Source organism: Mucilaginibacter sp. (assembly GCF_041088075.1).
Classification (GTDB): domain Bacteria; phylum Bacteroidota; class Bacteroidia; order Sphingobacteriales; family Sphingobacteriaceae; genus Mucilaginibacter_A.
On the sequence record NZ_JBGCVY010000020.1, the window covers coordinates 1 to 17695 of the forward strand.

Genomic DNA, 17695 nt, shown 5'->3' on the forward strand with positions numbered 1-17695 from the left:
CAAAGGCGCGGCGGGCGTTACTTCAACCGTTGTAGAATCTTCGGTGGCAACAACCACAAAGGCAGAATAAGAGTTGCCTTCGTTGGAACGCTGGTTGTAATTAATTGAGTAATAATCTTTGGCCAGCGTATTGACCGGCAAAACCAACGTGGCGCCCGAAACATTGGAAGCGTAAATATGGGCATAAACCACAATCGGGTTGGCAGCAGAAATATGGATCCCTTTTAAAGATTGCCCTTCTGTGCCGAGAAAAGCAGATTGCGGCATCACCACTTCGGTAACCTGGTTGGCCGTAACATTAAAACTTTGCGAATAGCTGCCATCGGCAACGGTTACAGTTCCGGTTGTGCTGATATCGGAAGTCAAATACAAACTCATTTGGCAGGACGAACTACTGGTAACACCGCGCACATTATCCATATAAGCCACCCAAAAATCCGTGCCTTTGTTGGTTTGCGCGAAAACCGGGCCGGCAAAGGCAAGCATTAGCAACAAAGAAAAAATACAGAAAGTAAATTTTTTTGTCATGCTTCTTTTACTGCCTTAATTTTTGTGCCCACAATTTTTGGTTTTACGGTAACCTATAAAATTTTTAAGCGTATAAAAGTTAAATCGGATAGGTTATGCTCCTCATTTCACTGACAATCTTTCTTTACAAAAAATATTTTTCAGCCAAAAAACATCCGAACATACTAAAAAAAACCAGTTTAAATTACACTATTTCAAATTTTAATATTTGAAAAATCAGTCGGCTTATTCAGGCAATATTTTTGTTTGAAAAGAGAATTGAACCGTAAACTTGTTTCGGTTTATTTAGATTGAAGCAAATATTTGGCGAGGCGATAATCCATGTGCCTATTCAATTTTAATTCAGTAATGTTTTGGCTAAAGCCAACTTAAACTTTATCTATTCCACGGCCTAAAGGCCGTGGCAATTTAACTGGCTTATTTTATAGCGATTTTTTTTAACGCTGATAACAAAATCTTACACCATTATTCAGAAGTTGTTTAAACTTTTAACTGTCATCATCTTATTATTTGTTTAATTTAATAAAGGACACACCCCTAACCCCTCTCGAGAGGGGAAGCACAGTTTGCTATCTTTCTAACGATAGAAAGGTAGGCGCCATATTTCCCCTCTCGAGAGGGGTTAGGGGTGTGTTTCGCTTCTATTTTTAAAAACATATATGATAAATATCCGAATAAAATGTTTAAACAACTTTTTAGTTGTTATTCAGAGCCCGTTTAAATTTGTTCAATTTATTTTTCATGCTTCTTTTACCGCTTAAAAATTGGTAAAACATTTTATTTTCGATTTATAAAAACTGATACGGCCACCAATTTTTACAGGGTAAAAGAAGCATCTCCAATTTTCTGGCAAAATTTAAACAGGTTCTTGTTCATTGCCACGGCCTTCAGGCCGTGGATAAAGGGAAATAGAACTGGCTTTAGCCAAAATACAAGGCACCAATTTTTATGGCATAAAAGAAGCATCAAAAATACACCCGACAAAAATTTTAACAGACCAAAAATACACTGGTAAAAACAGTATTAAAGCTGATCTTTTAAAACCTGCCAAACATTTTGCGCCACAATTTTTGCGCCTTTTGCAGTTGGATGGATGCCGTCGCGCTGGTTCAAATCCCGGTTCCCGGCCACATTTTCAAGTAAAAAAGGCACCAAAGCCATGTTGTTCTTTTTGGCCAGTCTGGGGAACACTTTCCCAAAATCACTCGCATAAGTCCCGCCCATATTTGGCGGCACTTGCATTCCCGTCATCACCAATTTTGCTTTCGGGTACTTTGCTTTTACCTGATCAATGATAGCTTGCAAATTCGCTTCCGTTTCTGCAACCGGGATGCCGCGCAAACCATCGTTTGCGCCCAGTTCCAGCACAAAAACGTCAACCGGCTGGCGCAATAACCAATTGATTCTATTTTTTCCATCCGACGAAGTTTCCCCGCTTAAACCACCGTTCACCACTTTATAAGGCAGTTTCAGCGAATCAATCGTTTGCTGGATGACCGACGGAAAAGCATCATTTTGCGGATCATCCAAACCGTAACCGGCCGTTAAACTGTTCCCAAAAAACAAAATGCTTTTTTGCGTTTGCGTTTTGGCCGATGCTTCTTTTACCGTATCTTTTTCAGTGCCTTCGGTTGGCTTTTGCTTGTTGCCGCATCCGCAGAAAATCAGTAAGGAAACGAGGGCGAAACAGGAAAATATTTTTTGCATCATACAGGTGTAACAAAATTGCTAAAACAGTTTCTTAAACATACAGCTAACATTTAAGTTTAGCAATAGTCCGTATATTTCAAAACATCAAAATTTCAATCTCTTGGCCAATTCAATTCTCAGAACAGAAAATTTAACCAAAACCTATAAAAGCGCGGGCAACACGCTTACGGTTTTAAACAATATCAATTTTTCGGTGGATAAAGGTTCCACTTTTGCCATTGTCGGCCCTTCCGGCAGCGGAAAAACCACGTTGCTTGGCCTTTGCGCCGGTCTGGACCGTTCCACTTCCGGTTTGGTCGAACTTAACAACATCCGTTTGGATAATTTAAGCGAAGATGAACGCGCGCAAGTCCGCAACCAATATGTGGGTTTTATCTTTCAAAATTTCCAATTGCTTCCAACTTTAACCGCCCTCGAAAACGTCATGGTTCCATTAGAGTTGCGGGGCGAGAAAAACAGCCGCGCCCGTTCGATGGATTTGTTGGACAAAGTGGGACTGGCAGACCGAAGCCATCATTATCCAACCCAACTTTCGGGCGGCGAGCAGCAGCGGATTTCTTTGGCGCGTGCTTTTTCCAATCAGCCTAAAATTTTATTTGCCGATGAACCAACCGGAAACTTAGACGCCGAAACCAGCGAAAAAATGGTCAAGTTATTATTCGACCTAAACCGTGAAAGCGGCACCACGCTGATTTTGGTAACGCACGATATGGAACTGGCTTCTAAAACCCAACGCATTATCCGCATCAAAGGCGGCAATTTAATTTCTGATGAGCGCACCGCCGCCGCAATTTAACACATACTTCTTTTATCGCCCTTTTTTTAAATGAACACGGATCCCATCAATTATAAACGCCCCATCAATTTTGGCTGGCTGCTGCAAATGGCTTGGCGCGACAGCCGTAAAAACCGGTCGCGGTTGTTCCTTTTTATTTCTTCCATTGTGCTGGGCATTGCCTCGCTCGTTGCCATTTATTCTTTCGGTTTTAATTTGAGGCAGGATATTGACCGCCAGGCCGCAGAATTGGTTGGTGCCGATCTGGTAATTTCCGGAAACAAACCGCTTTCGCCCCAAATCCAAACTTTGGTGGATTCTTTGGGCGACCGGAAATCAACCCAACGCAGCTTTGTTTCGATGGCGCTTTTCACCAAAAACCAGGGAACGCGTTTTGTGGAAGTGCGCGCGTTGCAAGGCGATTTCCCGTATTATGGTTCCATCGAAACCACGCCGGCCTCCGCAGCAACCACTTTCCGGAAAAAACAGCAAGTGCTGGCCGACCGCAACCTGATGCTGCAATTTAACGCGCATCCCGGCGATTCCATTAAAATTGGGAAAGTAACGTTTGCCATTGCCGGTATTTTGGATAAAGCACCCGGCCAAACCAGTATTTCTGCTTCCGTTGCGCCGGTGATTTACATGCCGCTCTCCTACCTTGAACAAACCGGTTTGATGCAGCGCGGCAGCCGCATCAATTACAGTTATTACATCAAGTACGACCGACCGGAAAACATTGAAAAACTGACCACCAAAATAGAACCGCGTTTAGATAAAGAAGATTTAAACCTGCAAACGGTGGCTTCTCAAAAAGAACAAACCTCACGTTCTTTTGAAGATTTAACGCATTTTCTGGCTTTGGTTGGCTTTGTGGCCTTGCTTTTAGGCTGTATTGGCGTGGCCAGTTCCATCCATATTTATGTGCGCGAAAAGCTGAAAGCAATTGCGATTATGCGTTGTTTGGGCGTAAAATCTACCGAGGCTTTTTTGATTTATCTGATCCAGATCGTCGTCATCGGTTTTATCGGTTCTGTTTTGGGCGCGATTTTAGGAACGCTTGTGCAGCAGGTTTTACCCATTGCTTTTAAAGATTTTCTGCCGATTGAAATTACGGTTGAAATTTCCTGGGCTTCCATCGGCACCGGCATTTTGCTGGGCGTGGTTATTTCGTTGTTGTTTGCTTTGCTGCCCTTGGTTTCTGTCCGAAATGTTTCGCCCTTAAACACTTTGCGCGTGTCGGATGAATCGGTCAACCAAAAACGTGATCCTTTGAAATGGCTGGTTTATTTGCTGATCGTTGCTTTTATTACTGTTTTTACCTACCTGCAATTGGATAGTTGGAAACAGGCTTTGTCGTTCACCGCGTTTGTGCTGCTGGCGTTTTTTGTGCTGACCGGAATTGCCACGCTGATTATGTGGCTGCTGCGGAAATTTTTGCCGCTTTCCTGGAGTTATTTGTGGCGGCAGGGTTTTGCCAATTTGTACCGGCCCAATAACCAAACCATCATTTTGCTGGTTTCCATCGGATTAGGTACTGCTTTTATCAGCACTTTATTTTTTATCCAATCGATTTTGTTAAGCCGGATCAACCTGTCTTCCGGCGGCAGTCAGCCTAATTTAATTTTGTTTGATATACAGGGCAACCAGCAGCAGCAAGTGGTAGATTTAACCAAACAACAACATTTGCCGGTGATGGGCATGGTGCCGATTGTAACCATTCGTTTGGAAGAACTAAACGGAAAGAACGCTGCTTTCTACAAAAAAGATACCGCTTTAAAAGTTTCCCGCCAGGTTTTCAGTCGCGAATACCGCGTTTCTTACCGAGATACCTTGGTTTCTTCGGAGAAAATAACCGCCGGAAACTGGATTGGAAAAGCAGATCCTGCTTCCAACAACATTCCTATTTCCATCGAAGAAAAATTTGCCAACAACAACCATATCAAAATCGGCGATAAAATGCTTTTCAACGTGCAGGGCGTAAACATGGAAACCCGGATTGCCAGCTTTCGGAAAGTGAACTGGAACCGTGTTCAAACCAACTTCCTGGTGCTGTTCCCTAAAGGCGTTTTGGAGCAGGCGCCGCAATATTTTGTGTTTACTACGCACGTGCCTTCAACCGCAGCTTCGGCCAAATATCAGCAGGCCGTGGTGAAGCAATTTCCCAATGTTTCCATTATTGATCTGGCTTTGGTTTTAAAACTGCTGGATGATATTCTGGGCAAGATCAGTTTCGTGATCCGTTTTATGGCTGGTTTCAGTATTTTAACCGGGTTGATCGTGCTGGTTTCTTCCGTGCTGATCAGCAAATACCAGCGCATCCAGGAAAGCGTTTTGCTGCGGACTTTGGGTGCCAGTAAAAGGCAAATCTTAATCATCACCGGGCTGGAATACTTTTTCCTCGGTTCCATTGCCGCGCTCACCGGTATTTTAATTTCCGTTCCGGGAAGCTGGGCTTTGGCCAAATATAGTTTTGATACTGCATTTTCGCCGCCGCTGCTGCCCGTGGTCATCCTGTTTTTTGTGGTCGCGCTGATCACAGTTTTGATCGGCTTGTTTAACAGCCGCGGTATTTTAAACAAACCACCGTTAGAAGTTTTACGCTCTGATGGGTAACCGAAATTTATTTTCGATAAAAATAAAAAAAGGTGTAACCTGAAGAATTAAGTTACCGTAGAAGTAAGTGGTTTTAGAATTATTTGGTTAATGTTCTGTTTTAGTTAAAATCTCTGCTTGAAAAGGCGGGGATTTTTTTGTTAGGGAGAATTTTGTAGTAGAAAGTACGGTATAAAAAGGGTGAAAACACCCTGTTTTAGCGTCGCGGTTATTATAGATATTTACCCTATAAATTTAAACTATAATGAAGCAGCACGTTATAACACTTGCAATTGTTGGAACAATTGTAGCAGTTTTTGCATTCGCAAAGGTTGACACCAAATCAGAAGGCGCAATTGGCGACGTAAAATATTCTGTATTACCACCTGACAAGTTCAAAGAAGAAAATGGAAATGGTTGGGTTCTTATGGATAATAAAGTACCCATTCAAGGTTCAGCATTAAACACTAAACATGGAGTAACAGAAATTCCCGATACAAGGGGTTTATTTATTCGTTGTTTAAACGGCACGAGGAATGATGATAAAGCGGACGTGTTTAAAACTGAAAATAATAGAGACAGATTAGCTTTAGAATATCAACCTGACGCAATAAAGAAGCATACTCATAATCTTTCAAACAGCTTTGGCTTTTTTGGTGGTTGGGGTAACGGTAATCAATGGTCTGGTTCAACAAGAGGAAACCCGATGGCAGCAAATCAACCAGAAGTTTCTATTTCTATAAAAGATATTGGAACTAATCTTAATGGGGAAGAAACTCGTCCAAAAAATATCGCCTTATTTACATATATCAAAATCAATGAGTGATATGAAACATTCAAAAATAATCCTGCCAATATTATTTTTTTCATCTTGTTTATTCAGTGCTTATTGTCAAAGCACTGTCCAAAGTTACAAAGGTTATGACATCAGAAATTCATCCTGTGAAATAATAAATGCTGTAAATTTAGAATTAGGAAAACCTGCATACACCAAGGACTTTCAAAAATTATTAAATGTTGAACAAGCAAAATATCCTTTGCAAACTCAAATCAATGTCGAAGGATTTATTAATGATTTTAACATAACCCTTGACAAAACAAAAAAGCAATACGAAGCACAGGAATTTCTTTGGAAAACAGGAAAAGAAATAGGGAAATACGGTCTAAGCGTGTTAGGCAATTATGCTCAAGCATTACCCACTAAACATCTAACTAATTTTTTAACCCCTGCCATTCAGCAAGGCTACGAGTTATATGTAGATGATGAGATTAACAAAGGAATTGAGGAACATAAAAATGATGTTGATAATATTATTAAAAACAGAATAAACCTGCTTTATTCAAATGGAATTGATGTAAGAACTGCCGCTGATGAACAAGCATTTACAGCAATGTTTGAGGTAGCTCATGGCGATATACCTGCTCTAAATAGAGATATGAACGGTACACTTACAAAAGAGCTTACCAAAAGAGCATATGATTTTCTTGCTAAAAACCGGACAGATTTACAATTGCTAAATTTAAAAACAACTCAGCAATATGAAGAAGTAAAGCAAGAAGTCAACTCAAAAACCCAAGAATTTCAAAAAGAACTTGACAATAAATTTAAAGAGTTAGGCGACAACATTTCTGATCTGATGAAAAATCAAGATGAAATATATAAAACACTTGATAATATTAAGGAACGAGTTGAGATTAATGAAAAAAGGGTTACAGTTCTTGAGAACGAGATGTTGTTGGTGAAGGATGACATTAATTTATTAAAAAGCAAACAGGATGAACATGATAAAATTCTCGCTCAAAATGCTTTTCAAATTGATATATTAAGTGGCTATACATTTCAGAATTTAAACACAACTCAGAAAATCAAAGCTTTAGAAAAAGGTCATTTTGATAATATCTTTAAAGATGATGAAAAGCAGAAATTACTTGGTGAGTTAAAAGATATTAAAACTAAAGAGACAATAATTAGCGTTTCAAGTGATATTGAAAATTATTCCAAAGGTGTTTACGGCGGTTTAGTTAATGCAGGCGTACTAAAGGGTAAAGCTGCTCAGAACGTTGGTAAACTAATAAGTGTTGTATCCATAGTAACAGGTGTTGCAAGAGTTTATGCCGGAGATATTTCAGGATTAGCAAGTATTGTTTCTGGGATAGGAGGATTGCTTAGCAAGCCAACACCAAGTCCTGAAATGCAAATGCTCACACAAATGTATGAAGTGATGAACCAAAGATTCGATAACGTTGATAAACATCTGGACAGGATAGAAACAAAATTAGATACGTTATCGAGTATTACCGTAAGTATGTATAAAACAATGGTACTTTCATTTCAATATACTGGTAATCAACTTGAAAGAATAAATTGGAAAATTAATACTTTGAATACAAAGGCTACCACAATATTATATAGAGATTATCAAGCTTGTAAAACATTAAAAGACATCTGGGGAAAAAGAAATGTAAATTTTTCCACTTATTCAGATTATCAAAAGTATTACAATCAAACTTGTCAAAAATGTTTAGAAGGCTTGAATGATTTTACAATCGGTAAAAACCTTTCTTACTTTTTCGTCTCAACAAATGGAGATTTAAAAGACGAAGAATTTATAACATCTGAAATTAGGAATATATATGAGCCTACTCTAGAATTGTTTAAAGTATTTTATTCTCAAAATTTAAATAGCGCAATGTATTCTTTGATGTTTCCATATTCTTTGACAAAAGACGTAAATAAGCCCCTATATATTATAGCAAAGATGAAGGAACTAAGTCCACTTGACAGTAAAGATGTTATTGGAAACTACTTTAGTTATGAGATGATAAATGAATTCACCAATATGATTACAACTTTTGGAAATTATTTTCAGACTGCAGGAAATAACACAGATTTTAAACCAGTTAACATAAAAGATTACTTACAAAGCACTTCAGTTAATGGCATCAATCAAGACCTTCTTGAAACAAGACTTTTAAAAATACTCAACATAACACAATATTCTATTTCACAACAATCGTTAATGGCAGGTAACTTGATGCTTGATCCTATTTATTCAACACTATTTAGTTCCTCTACAAATCAAAATGCAATTGACCTTTGCATGAAAGTTTTAAACAATAACAAGTTGTTAGCTACGAATTTTGATACTTATCTCATTAACAAGAATATAAATTTTACTGATACCTTAAAGATAAAATCTCTATTTAAAAATTCGATATCTGACAGTAAAAGTTTGGATACATTAAATTCATTAATTATTGTTAACGATATAAAGTTTGCTAAAAATGAAACAGATAAAAATCTTCATCTGTCATTTAGCAGGAACGGACAAGAAATTAAAATTCTTTGCCCTGATTTTGAAACTATATTAAGTAATAAAATGATAAATTCAGATGCAATTTATTCATTGTTAGAAAGTAGGCAAAAAATAAATTCAAAGCTTATAGATTTAACATTTCCTAAAAACTTAGAGACAGTTAATGCAATGTCAGAGAAGTTTAAATATTTGTATAAAGCTTCCCAATAGTCAGAATTTGCAATTTGGTCTTTGAGCTAAAGATTTCTAATCTGGTTTAAAATCTATAATCCTAAAATCCATTAGTCTGGATTTGTAATCCGGTCTTTTGAGCTACAGATTTCTAATCTGGTTTAAAAATCTATAATCCTAAAACACAACACCAAATTTTACCCGATAAAAGAAGCATGCCACCTTCGCCCTCGCCTTGTTATAAGTTTTACGTTCGGCCATATAACCGAAACTTATTTTCGATAAAAATAAAAAAAGTTGTAACCAACCGCTATTGCTTACCGTAGAAGTAATCGGTTTTAGAATTATTTGGTTAATGTTCTGTTTTAGTTAAAATCCCTGCTTTGCAAAAGGCTGGGATTTTTTTTATGCGCTTTTTCCACTTTCCGCAAAAACTTTAATTATAAACGCCTTTTATCAACCAAAAATCAAGGTTAATATTTATTCAGCAAAAAACCTGCTACTTTTAGCCATGCGTTTTTGTTTGTGCTTGTCGGTTTTTTTGCCAGTCGTTTTATAACGAAGCTGGCAACATCAGCACTAAATTTTATACGATAAAAGAAGCATCCATTATTCCGAATTTGTAATATTTGTAATCCGGCCTTTTGAGCTACGGATTTGTAATCTGGTTTCAAAACCAACCCACCAACATTTACCCGATAAAAGAAGCATCAAAGCTTAATATTTAGCTAAATTTGCAATTTAGAAATAAGAGACATTGCGTATATTTATATTGTGCAAAACAAAAATGTTAGCTTTCATTAGCCCAAGTTTGTAATCCAATCTTTTAAAAATTTTTGCTTTCTAACCCAACTTATAAAAATTCAAAAGCTATTTTAATCCACACCAATTTTTATACGATAAAAGAAGCATTCCAAATCACAACTTTTCCTAATTTTGGCTATACCATTTTTAATTAGGCTACACTTAAAAATATGGATGTCCAACCTTTGTGGTTCAATTTGAAACAAAAAAATGAAAACAATTTTCATCACCGCGGTTCCCAATCCAATTTTTAAACTGTAATGTTATAATTTAATTTTTTTGTATTAAAACTCTTTGGGCCAATACTTCTTTTACCCTATATAATTGGTGTTTGCATCAATCTAAACAACTCAAAGTATGAATTCATCTACAGAAAATAAAGTTCAAATTATTACTTATCAGGAAGCGTTTAAGGAAGCCTTTAGAAACCTAAACTATGAATGGATTAAAAAATACTTTGAAGTTACCGAACTTGACAAAAAAGCTTTCGACAACCCGCAACAGGAAATTATTGATAAAGGAGGGTTTATTTTTTTAGCTCAGTATGAAAATCAAATTGTAGGTTCAGTTGCTTTAGAAAAAATAACCAATCGGCAATATGCATTGACCCGAATGGGCGTTAATTTAGGTTATCAAGGAAAAAAAATCGGACAATCTTTAATGGAAAAAGCTATCGAAGCAGCTAAAGAGCTTGGGTTAAGCAGCATAATTCTTTATACAAATCAAAAATTGGTGAATGCACTTAATCTATACTTTAAAAATGGTTTCAAAGTAGTTCCGCTTGATGACGTGCCTTATACCAGGGCAACTATAAAAATGGAACTTAGAATAGTAAATTAGACTTATAGGTAAATTTTAATCAGCTCATATAAATTTAAGTTTTTGCTGTTTTTAGATTGTTAACTTTTTTAATACTCCAATTTCTTCTTTTCTAATTTTTATGCGATAAAAGAAGCATTGCATCAATCCAAGTTTATAACCTTACCGATTCAAGAAAATTCAATTTTATACATCGCTGGTTAATTTACTATATTTGATTTTTGCAGATCAGATCAAACATGGAAACTATCTCACTTACCGATTGGTACAAAGGAATTGGGACAACGATACCCGAAGAAATCAATAAAGAGATCGGGCATTTTAACGTTTTCAAAAATGAAGAAGTAGTTGCGCAGTTTAAGGCAAAAAAGGTGATGCCTTATAACACAAGGGCGTTTTATAAGATCAGCTTGATCAATGGCAGCAACACTTCCGAATATGCCGACAAGGTGATTGAAATTGCGAACAACGGCCTGCTGTTTGCCACGCCAAAAGTGCCTTACCATTGGACACCAAACAGCGAAAAACAAAGCGGCTACTTCTGTATTTTTACAGACGAATTTCTAATCAGGAACAAAAGCGGCGTAATGCTGGACGACTTGCCGATTTTCAAGCCCGGCGGCTATCCGATTTTTGAAGTTACAGACAAAGAATCGGCAGAACTTACTGTTATTTTTGTGAAAATGTACCAGGAACTGTCTTCCAATTATGCTTATAAATACGATTTGTTGCGTAATTATGTGTTAGAGCTGATCCATTACGGGCAAAAACTGCAGCCTGCCACCGCTTTGTATCCCGCACACAATGCTTCTAACCGTGTAACCTCCTTGTTTATTGAACTTTTGGAACGGCAGTTTCCGATAGAATCTCCGCAGCAAAAACTTGGTTTAAGAACGGCCAAAGATTATGCAGACCGATTGGCGGTGCATGTAAACCATTTGAACAAAGTTTTGAAAGAAAACACCGGTAAAACAACCACAGAAATTATTACGAGCCGGGTTGTGCAGGAAGCTAAGTTACTTTTAAAACAAACGGATTGGAACATTTCTGAAATTGCTTATTGTTTAGGCTTTGAAGAAGTGGCGCATTTTTCAAACTTCTTTAAAAAGCAAACTTCCTTTGCCCCTGTCGGCTTCCGGTCCTGATGGTGTTGGTTTGAATTTTGCAAACATTGGATTGGCGTTTGCAAACTTAGATGCTTCTTTTACCGGCAACTTTGTGGAGTTAAATTTTAAACAAAACAAAAATGGAACTTACTCAAAACACGATCCTGATAACAGGCGGAACAAGCGGTTTCGGTTATCAATTTGCATCCCAACTTTTGGCCTTAGGCAATACGGTTATCATCACCGGCAGAGACCAATCCAAGCTCGACCAAACAAAAAAACAATTGCCGCAAGTACATACTTTTCAAAGTGATGTAAGCGACCCAAATGCCATCATCCAACTTTATAAAAATGTAACCCAACAATTTCCTGAACTAAATATTTTAATCAACAATGCAGGCGAAATGCGTACAATAAACTTGCAAGACCCTACAATTGATTTGCAAAATATTACCCGTGAAATCGAGATCAACCTGATGGGCCCGATCAGAATGATACAGCAATTTTTACCGCATTTAAAAACAAAAAAAACGGCTGCAATCCTCAATGTTACTTCCGGCCTTGCGTTGGTCCCTTTTCCTATTTCCCCAATTTACGGCGCCACCAAATCCGGCCTTCGTTCTTATACCAAATCGTTAAGGGTACAATTAAAAAACACCAACATTAAAGTGTTTGAACTGGTTGCGCCCGGTGCCAATACGCTTTTAAACGATAAGTTTGAAAACATGGATGGTTTTGACAGTAAAAACAACATGGAACCAGACAAAATTGTTCAGGCTGCGATCAAAGGATTGGAAACCAACAAGCTTGAAATTTATCCGGGCATAGCTAATGTTATTAAAATCATGTCTCGGATTGCACCCAAATTTGCGTTAAGCCAAACCAGCAAAGTTGGGGCGAAAATGATGCAATAAGTTTTAATTTAATTAATAGTTTTTATGAAAATTATAAGCGGGATTTTGATTGCAATTGTAGCCGTTTTAAGTTTTAAACATGGCCTAGACGGGCTAAGGAACAATGCACCAAACGGCGATGCAAATATGCTGGCTTGGGGCATAAGTAAACCTGTACAAACCATACTAAGTTGCACCAACATACTTATTGCTTTGATGATTTTGTTTCCGCAAACATTTTTTGCGGGCAATATCATCAGTGCCCTATTATTTATTTTACTGATGGGCTTTCAATTGCAAACTGGAAATATAAAAGCTGCATTGATCGAAATCCCGTTTTTATTTGTGTCTTTGGTTTTGATTTATTTGGGACATCCTTTTAAAAAGTAATTTTTACAAGATCAAACCAAATTACGGCCACTATCAAAACGTGGAGAACAATGTTTGCTTTGAGAAAATAAAGTTGTTTTAACTTTTAAGACCCTGTTTAAATTTGTACAATAAAAAATGTCAATGCTTCTTTTACCCCATAAAAATTGGTGTTTGAATTTAATAAATCAAAAAAACAAATGACTAAGATTTTTAGGTGGTAAAAGAAGCATCAACCAAAAAAAGAAGACCAGAAAAATCTAAATAACTTTTATTAAAAAAATAATTTTGCTGCAATGAAAAATAATTTCAAAAAAGCGTAACCCTTTTAACCAGGCCGCCGTAGAAGAAAGCGGTTTTAGAAATAATTTGGTTAATGTTCTGTTTAGTTCAATCCCTGCTTTGCAAAAAGCAGGGATTTTTTTGTAAAGCCATTTTTCACCTTACGCAAAAATTTGGTTACATGCTTCTTTTACCAACTAAAAATCAAAGTTGATCAGGCAAAATTCTGCTACTTTTAGCGATGCGTTTTTTCTTTTGTTTCTGGTTGATTTTAACAATACCTGCAATTTCCCTTGCACAAACCGGCACTATTTCCGGGAAAGTAACCGCGATTGACACCAAAGGCCCGTTGGGCAAAGCCAGTGTTTTTCTTAGCAACGCTACGTTTGGAACAGTTACGGCCGAAGACGGGACTTTCACGCTGACTGGTGTAAAACCGGGCCAGTACAATTTGGTGGTTTCTATTTTGGGTTACGAAACTTACAACCAAAGCATTTTGGTGGGCGAAAAGCCACAGCAACTTACCATCGAAATGATGCCCAAACCGATACAAATGCGGGAAGTAGTCATCACCACCAGTGCCAACTGGAAAAAAAACTATGCTTTGTTTATCAGGAACTTTATCGGCACAACAGAAAACGCCAAGCTTTGCAAAGTGCTAAACCCGCACGCCGTTTACCTTATCTACCATAAAAAAACGCAAACGCTGGAAGCTTCGACGGATGAGTTTTTGGAAGTGGAAAACCGGGCACTGGGTTATAAAGTCCGTTTTTTGATCAAAGAGTTTGAAAGCAGCTCGCTTACCAGCATCATCCGCTATCAGGGACAAGTTTTGTTTGAAGAACTGAAAGGCAGCGAAGGGCAAAAAAAGAAATGGCAGGAAAAACGGCGTCAGGCTTATTACGGTTCGAGCATGCACTTTTTCCGCGCTTTGTACCAGCAAAAGTTGCAGGAAGAAGGTTTCGTGATCCGCCAGTTGCAACGCCGGCCAAACCCAAAACGCCTGCCGGAAGAAATTTTGCAGAAAAAATATGTACAGTTTAACAAAAGCAACAACCGCGATTCGGTAACTTATTGGAACGAAAAGGCGCAGGAACCACGGTATATCGAAAACCTGATTAAACAACCTTTGCATGAGGAAGATGTGTTGCGGCGCACGGAGCAGCCCGGTTTGTTTGCGCTTACTTTTCCTGATTGTTTGTACGTTGTTTATACCAAAAAAAGCGACCCCAACAATCTGGACAATGTTTACCGTCCGCTTGATTTGGAAAGTAATGCCACCAGCATCATCACTTTGTATGCCCAATATGCTTTGTTTGATTTGAACGGTGTGGTGATCTCTCCGCAAAGTACTCTGTATGAAGGCGATTGGGCGAACGACAAGCTGGCCGAACTGCTGCCGGTAGATTATGCACCGTAAAAGAAGCATCCTATTTTACTTCGCTTTGTCATTTCGACCAAAGGGAGAAATCTTCTTCGAACCCGTAAAAGAAGCATCTTATTTTACTTCGCTTTGTCATTTCGACCGAAGGGAGAAATCCTCTTCAAACCCGTAAAAAAAGCATCCTATTTTACTTCGCTTTGTCATTTCGACCGAAGGGAGAAATCTTATTCGAACCCGTAAAAGAAACATCCTATTTTACCTCCGTTTTCTCAACTTCTTCTGGTTTTTTAAAACGGTTCCTTCGCCACGAAACCCGCGCTTTCCGTTCCTTTACATTGTTAACCAGGGTTTTATAATGAACCAAATAAGTAATCAGCAAAGCAATCAAACAACCGCCGATAACGCCTGCTGCCCGTTCAATCGCCACCTGCCAAAAGTATTTTCCCGTTTCGTGGATGCAGATAATCACGACCGAAGCCAATGCCGAACGCGTTGCTACCTGTAGTTTCAGCAGTTCGCAAATTACAACCACGAACACAACGCCCAAACAGATCATAAAAAATGCCGGCGGGTGCAGAAAAAACAACAGCAAACCCGTACCCGCCCCTACCAAATTGGCTTTGATCCGTACTTCGGCCAAATTGATCGCATCTTTTCTTTCGGGCGAAAGCACCAGCAAAATAGAAACCATGCTCCAGGCACCGCCTTCAGGGAAAGCGCGGTAAATAAAAAACCCAACGATGGCACCGATCAGGCATTTGGCAATGTACAATAAAAAGTCAACCTGTTTCTGATCCATGTATGTGTACTTGGCAACCTGCAGCAATGAACAACAAAGCTATCCCTTAGTTTATTTTGATTTTCGGGCACCAATTTTTACCTGGTAAAAGAAGCATCTGCCAAGTTCGTAAGATCTGTTTCCTTTTGGTAATATTCCTGTACCTAATCGGCACAAAAAACGTAAATACCACCGATAAAACGTACATTCGCGCCAATGATTGCAATTAATGATTTAACTTACGAAATCGGTTCCAGGGCATTATACGACGAAGCCAACTGGCACATTAAACCAGGCGAAAAAATTGGTTTGATTGGCGCCAACGGAACCGGAAAAACAACTTTGCTGAAGCTGATTGTGGGCGATCTGAAACCTACTTCGGGCACTATTTCCAAATCCAAAGAGCTGACCATCGGTTACTTAAACCAGGATCTGCTTTCTTACGCTTCCGATAAAAGTATTTTGCATGTGGCGATGGAAGCTTTTGAGCGGCAGAACCAGTTGCATGATGAAATTGAAGCCTTGCTGAAAAAACTGGAAACCGATTATTCGGAAGATGTTTTGCATAAATTGAGCGATAAACAAAGCGAGTTTGAAGCTTTGGACGGTTACAACATCGAATACAAAGCGCACGAAATTCTGGCTGGTTTGGGTTTTAGCGATGCCGATACAGAACGCAAATTGAGTACCTTTTCTGGTGGTTGGCGGATGCGCGTGATGCTGGCCAAAATCCTGTTGCAGGCACCGGATATTTTGTTGTTGGATGAGCCAACCAACCACTTGGATTTGCCTTCGATCCAATGGCTGGAAGATTATTTGAAAGCTTTTGAAGGCGCGGTGGTGATCGTTTCGCACGACAGGTGGTTTTTGGATAAAGTGATCAACAAAACGGTGGAATCCCGTAAAGGAAAACTGACTTCTTATTCAGGCAACTACTCTTTTTATGTGGAAGAAAAAGACCTGCGCGGCGAAATCCAGAAGAATGAATTTAAAAATCAGCAGGCAAAAATCAAGCAGGAAGAACGTTTGATCGAGCGTTTTCGGGCCAAAGCTTCCAAAGCAAAAATGGCGCAATCGCGTATCAAAGCATTGGATAAATTAGAGCGTGTGGAAGATGTGGACGATGATAATCCTTCCGTAAATTTCAGCTTTAAGTTTTCCCGTCAGTCTGGCCGCCACGTCATCAACATTGAAAACCTCACCAAAAAATACCCGACAATTGACATTGTAGAAGGCGCACATGCCGTGATCGAAAAAGGTGATAAAATTGCTTTGATTGGTGCCAACGGTCGCGGAAAATCTACCGTTTTGCGCATTATTGCCGGAGCCGATAAAGAGTTTGAAGGCAAAAGCGAAACCGGTTACAACGTTACCCAAACCTTTTTTGCACAACATCAATTGGAAGCGTTGCATTTGGATAGTGAGATTTTGCAGGAATTACAACGCTTCGCCCCAAAACACAACGAAACGGAACTACGCTCTATTTTAGGTTCGTTTTTGTTTACTGGCGATGATGTTTTTAAGAAGATCAAAGTACTTTCCGGAGGGGAAAAATCGCGCGTGGCATTGGCCAAAGCTTTGACTGCCGATGCCAACTTTTTGATTTTGGATGAGCCGACCAACCACTTGGATATTGCTTCGGTCAACATTTTGATCCAGGCTTTGCAGCAGTACGAGGGAACGGTGATTGCCGTGTCGCACGACCGGTTTTTTCTCGACAATATTGCCAATAAGATTTGGTTTATTGAAGACCAGCAAATCAAAGAATATCCTGGAACGTATGCCGAGTACGAAGTTTGGCAGGCCAAGCGGAAACTGGAAGCAAAATCAGCACCCGTACCTCAGCCTAAAAAAGAAGTAAAAAAAGAAACGGTTGCGGTTAAACAGCCAACGGAAGATAAATCCAAGCAATTAAAAAAGCTGAACCAGGACCTGACGGGAATGGAACAACGCATTACCGAATTGGAAAAAACCGTGAAGCAATTGGAGGCCGAACTGAGCGACGATAAAATTTACAAACAGCAAAACCGTTTGCAGGAAGTGAACAAAAACCTCAAACAAAAACAGCAGGAACTGAAACAGCAGCAGGAAAAATGGGAAGCCCTGGCCGATCAGATCCTGGAAATGGAAGAAAGTTAAATGCTTCTTTTACCGGCATAAAATCAGC

13 protein-coding genes are annotated in these 17695 nt (G+C 38.9%); 10 read left to right on the top strand and 3 right to left on the bottom strand.

The window, feature by feature from the left end:
• Window positions 1-528: hypothetical protein (locus V5804_RS03485; RefSeq protein WP_369589983.1), on the bottom strand; the 528-nt coding region annotated here is incomplete at its 3' end.
• A 1023-nt stretch (window positions 529-1551) separates the two neighbouring features.
• Entirely contained in the window at window positions 1552-2238 is a 687-nt protein-coding gene (locus tag V5804_RS03490) for an arylesterase (RefSeq protein ID WP_369589984.1), read from the bottom strand.
• 100 nt (window positions 2239-2338) lie between these two features.
• Between V5804_RS03490 and V5804_RS03495 the strand changes: the two genes are divergently transcribed.
• The 9 genes from V5804_RS03495 (at window position 2339) to V5804_RS03535 (ending at window position 14786) form a co-directional block, all read left to right on the top strand.
• Window positions 2339-3034 (top strand): ABC transporter ATP-binding protein, encoded by a 696-nt coding sequence (locus tag V5804_RS03495; protein ID WP_369589985.1) that lies wholly within the window; start codon window positions 2339-2341, stop codon window positions 3032-3034.
• A gap of 30 nt (window positions 3035-3064) precedes the next feature.
• Window positions 3065-5626, top strand: coding sequence for an ABC transporter permease (locus V5804_RS03500; RefSeq protein ID WP_369589986.1), 2562 nt, complete (start codon window positions 3065-3067; stop codon window positions 5624-5626).
• Between the two features lie 244 nt (window positions 5627-5870).
• Window positions 5871-6431, top strand: a complete 561-nt coding sequence (locus V5804_RS03505) for a hypothetical protein (RefSeq protein ID WP_369589987.1) — start codon at window positions 5871-5873, stop codon at window positions 6429-6431.
• Between the two features lies 1 nt (window position 6432).
• Window positions 6433-9132 carry a hypothetical protein gene (locus V5804_RS03510; RefSeq protein WP_369589988.1) on the top strand — a complete coding sequence of 900 codons (2700 nt, stop codon included), beginning with the start codon at window positions 6433-6435 and terminating at the stop codon, window positions 9130-9132.
• 1122 nt (window positions 9133-10254) lie between these two features.
• On the top strand, window positions 10255-10737 hold the full coding sequence (locus tag V5804_RS03515; RefSeq protein WP_369589989.1) for a GNAT family N-acetyltransferase: 483 nt from the start codon (window positions 10255-10257) through the stop codon (window positions 10735-10737).
• Between the two features lie 218 nt (window positions 10738-10955).
• Window positions 10956-11861 (top strand): helix-turn-helix domain-containing protein, encoded by a 906-nt coding sequence (locus V5804_RS03520; RefSeq protein ID WP_369589990.1) that lies wholly within the window; start codon window positions 10956-10958, stop codon window positions 11859-11861.
• A gap of 101 nt (window positions 11862-11962) precedes the next feature.
• The gene (locus tag V5804_RS03525; protein ID WP_369589991.1) at window positions 11963-12736 is read left to right on the top strand and encodes an SDR family oxidoreductase; all 774 of its coding nucleotides are present in this window, start codon (window positions 11963-11965) and stop codon (window positions 12734-12736) included.
• A gap of 24 nt (window positions 12737-12760) precedes the next feature.
• Window positions 12761-13105 carry a hypothetical protein gene (locus V5804_RS03530; protein WP_369589992.1) on the top strand — a complete coding sequence of 115 codons (345 nt, stop codon included), beginning with the start codon at window positions 12761-12763 and terminating at the stop codon, window positions 13103-13105.
• Window positions 13106-13607: 502 nt separating this feature from the next.
• Window positions 13608-14786, top strand: a complete 1179-nt coding sequence (locus V5804_RS03535) for a carboxypeptidase-like regulatory domain-containing protein (RefSeq protein ID WP_369589993.1) — start codon at window positions 13608-13610, stop codon at window positions 14784-14786.
• 214 nt (window positions 14787-15000) lie between these two features.
• Here V5804_RS03535 and V5804_RS03540 read toward each other — a convergent pair whose 3' ends face one another.
• Window positions 15001-15549, bottom strand: coding sequence for an FUSC family protein (locus tag V5804_RS03540; protein WP_369589994.1), 549 nt, complete (start codon window positions 15547-15549; stop codon window positions 15001-15003).
• Between the two features lie 195 nt (window positions 15550-15744).
• On the opposite strand from V5804_RS03540, the gene V5804_RS03545 reads away from it, so the two are divergent.
• Window positions 15745-17667, top strand: a complete 1923-nt coding sequence (locus V5804_RS03545) for an ABC-F family ATP-binding cassette domain-containing protein (RefSeq protein WP_369589995.1) — start codon at window positions 15745-15747, stop codon at window positions 17665-17667.
• Window positions 17668-17695: the final 28 nt, after the last annotated feature.

What these genes read in the sequence shown, in the direction of transcription:
- V5804_RS03490 (WP_369589984.1), bottom strand. Translation starts at nt 2,238, where the DNA reads ATGATGCAAAAAATATTTTCCTGTTTCGCCCTCGTTTCCTTACTGATT.
- V5804_RS03500 (WP_369589986.1), top strand. Translation starts at nt 3,065, where the DNA reads ATGAACACGGATCCCATCAATTATAAACGCCCCATCAATTTTGGCTGG.
- V5804_RS03505 (WP_369589987.1), top strand. Translation starts at nt 5,871, where the DNA reads ATGAAGCAGCACGTTATAACACTTGCAATTGTTGGAACAATTGTAGCA.
- V5804_RS03510 (WP_369589988.1), top strand. Translation starts at nt 6,433, where the DNA reads ATGAAACATTCAAAAATAATCCTGCCAATATTATTTTTTTCATCTTGT.
- V5804_RS03515 (WP_369589989.1), top strand. Translation starts at nt 10,255, where the DNA reads ATGAATTCATCTACAGAAAATAAAGTTCAAATTATTACTTATCAGGAA.
- V5804_RS03520 (WP_369589990.1), top strand. Translation starts at nt 10,956, where the DNA reads ATGGAAACTATCTCACTTACCGATTGGTACAAAGGAATTGGGACAACG.
- V5804_RS03525 (WP_369589991.1), top strand. Translation starts at nt 11,963, where the DNA reads ATGGAACTTACTCAAAACACGATCCTGATAACAGGCGGAACAAGCGGT.
- V5804_RS03530 (WP_369589992.1), top strand. Translation starts at nt 12,761, where the DNA reads ATGAAAATTATAAGCGGGATTTTGATTGCAATTGTAGCCGTTTTAAGT.
- V5804_RS03535 (WP_369589993.1), top strand. Translation starts at nt 13,608, where the DNA reads ATGCGTTTTTTCTTTTGTTTCTGGTTGATTTTAACAATACCTGCAATT.
- V5804_RS03540 (WP_369589994.1), bottom strand. Translation starts at nt 15,549, where the DNA reads ATGGATCAGAAACAGGTTGACTTTTTATTGTACATTGCCAAATGCCTG.
- V5804_RS03545 (WP_369589995.1), top strand. Translation starts at nt 15,745, where the DNA reads ATGATTGCAATTAATGATTTAACTTACGAAATCGGTTCCAGGGCATTA.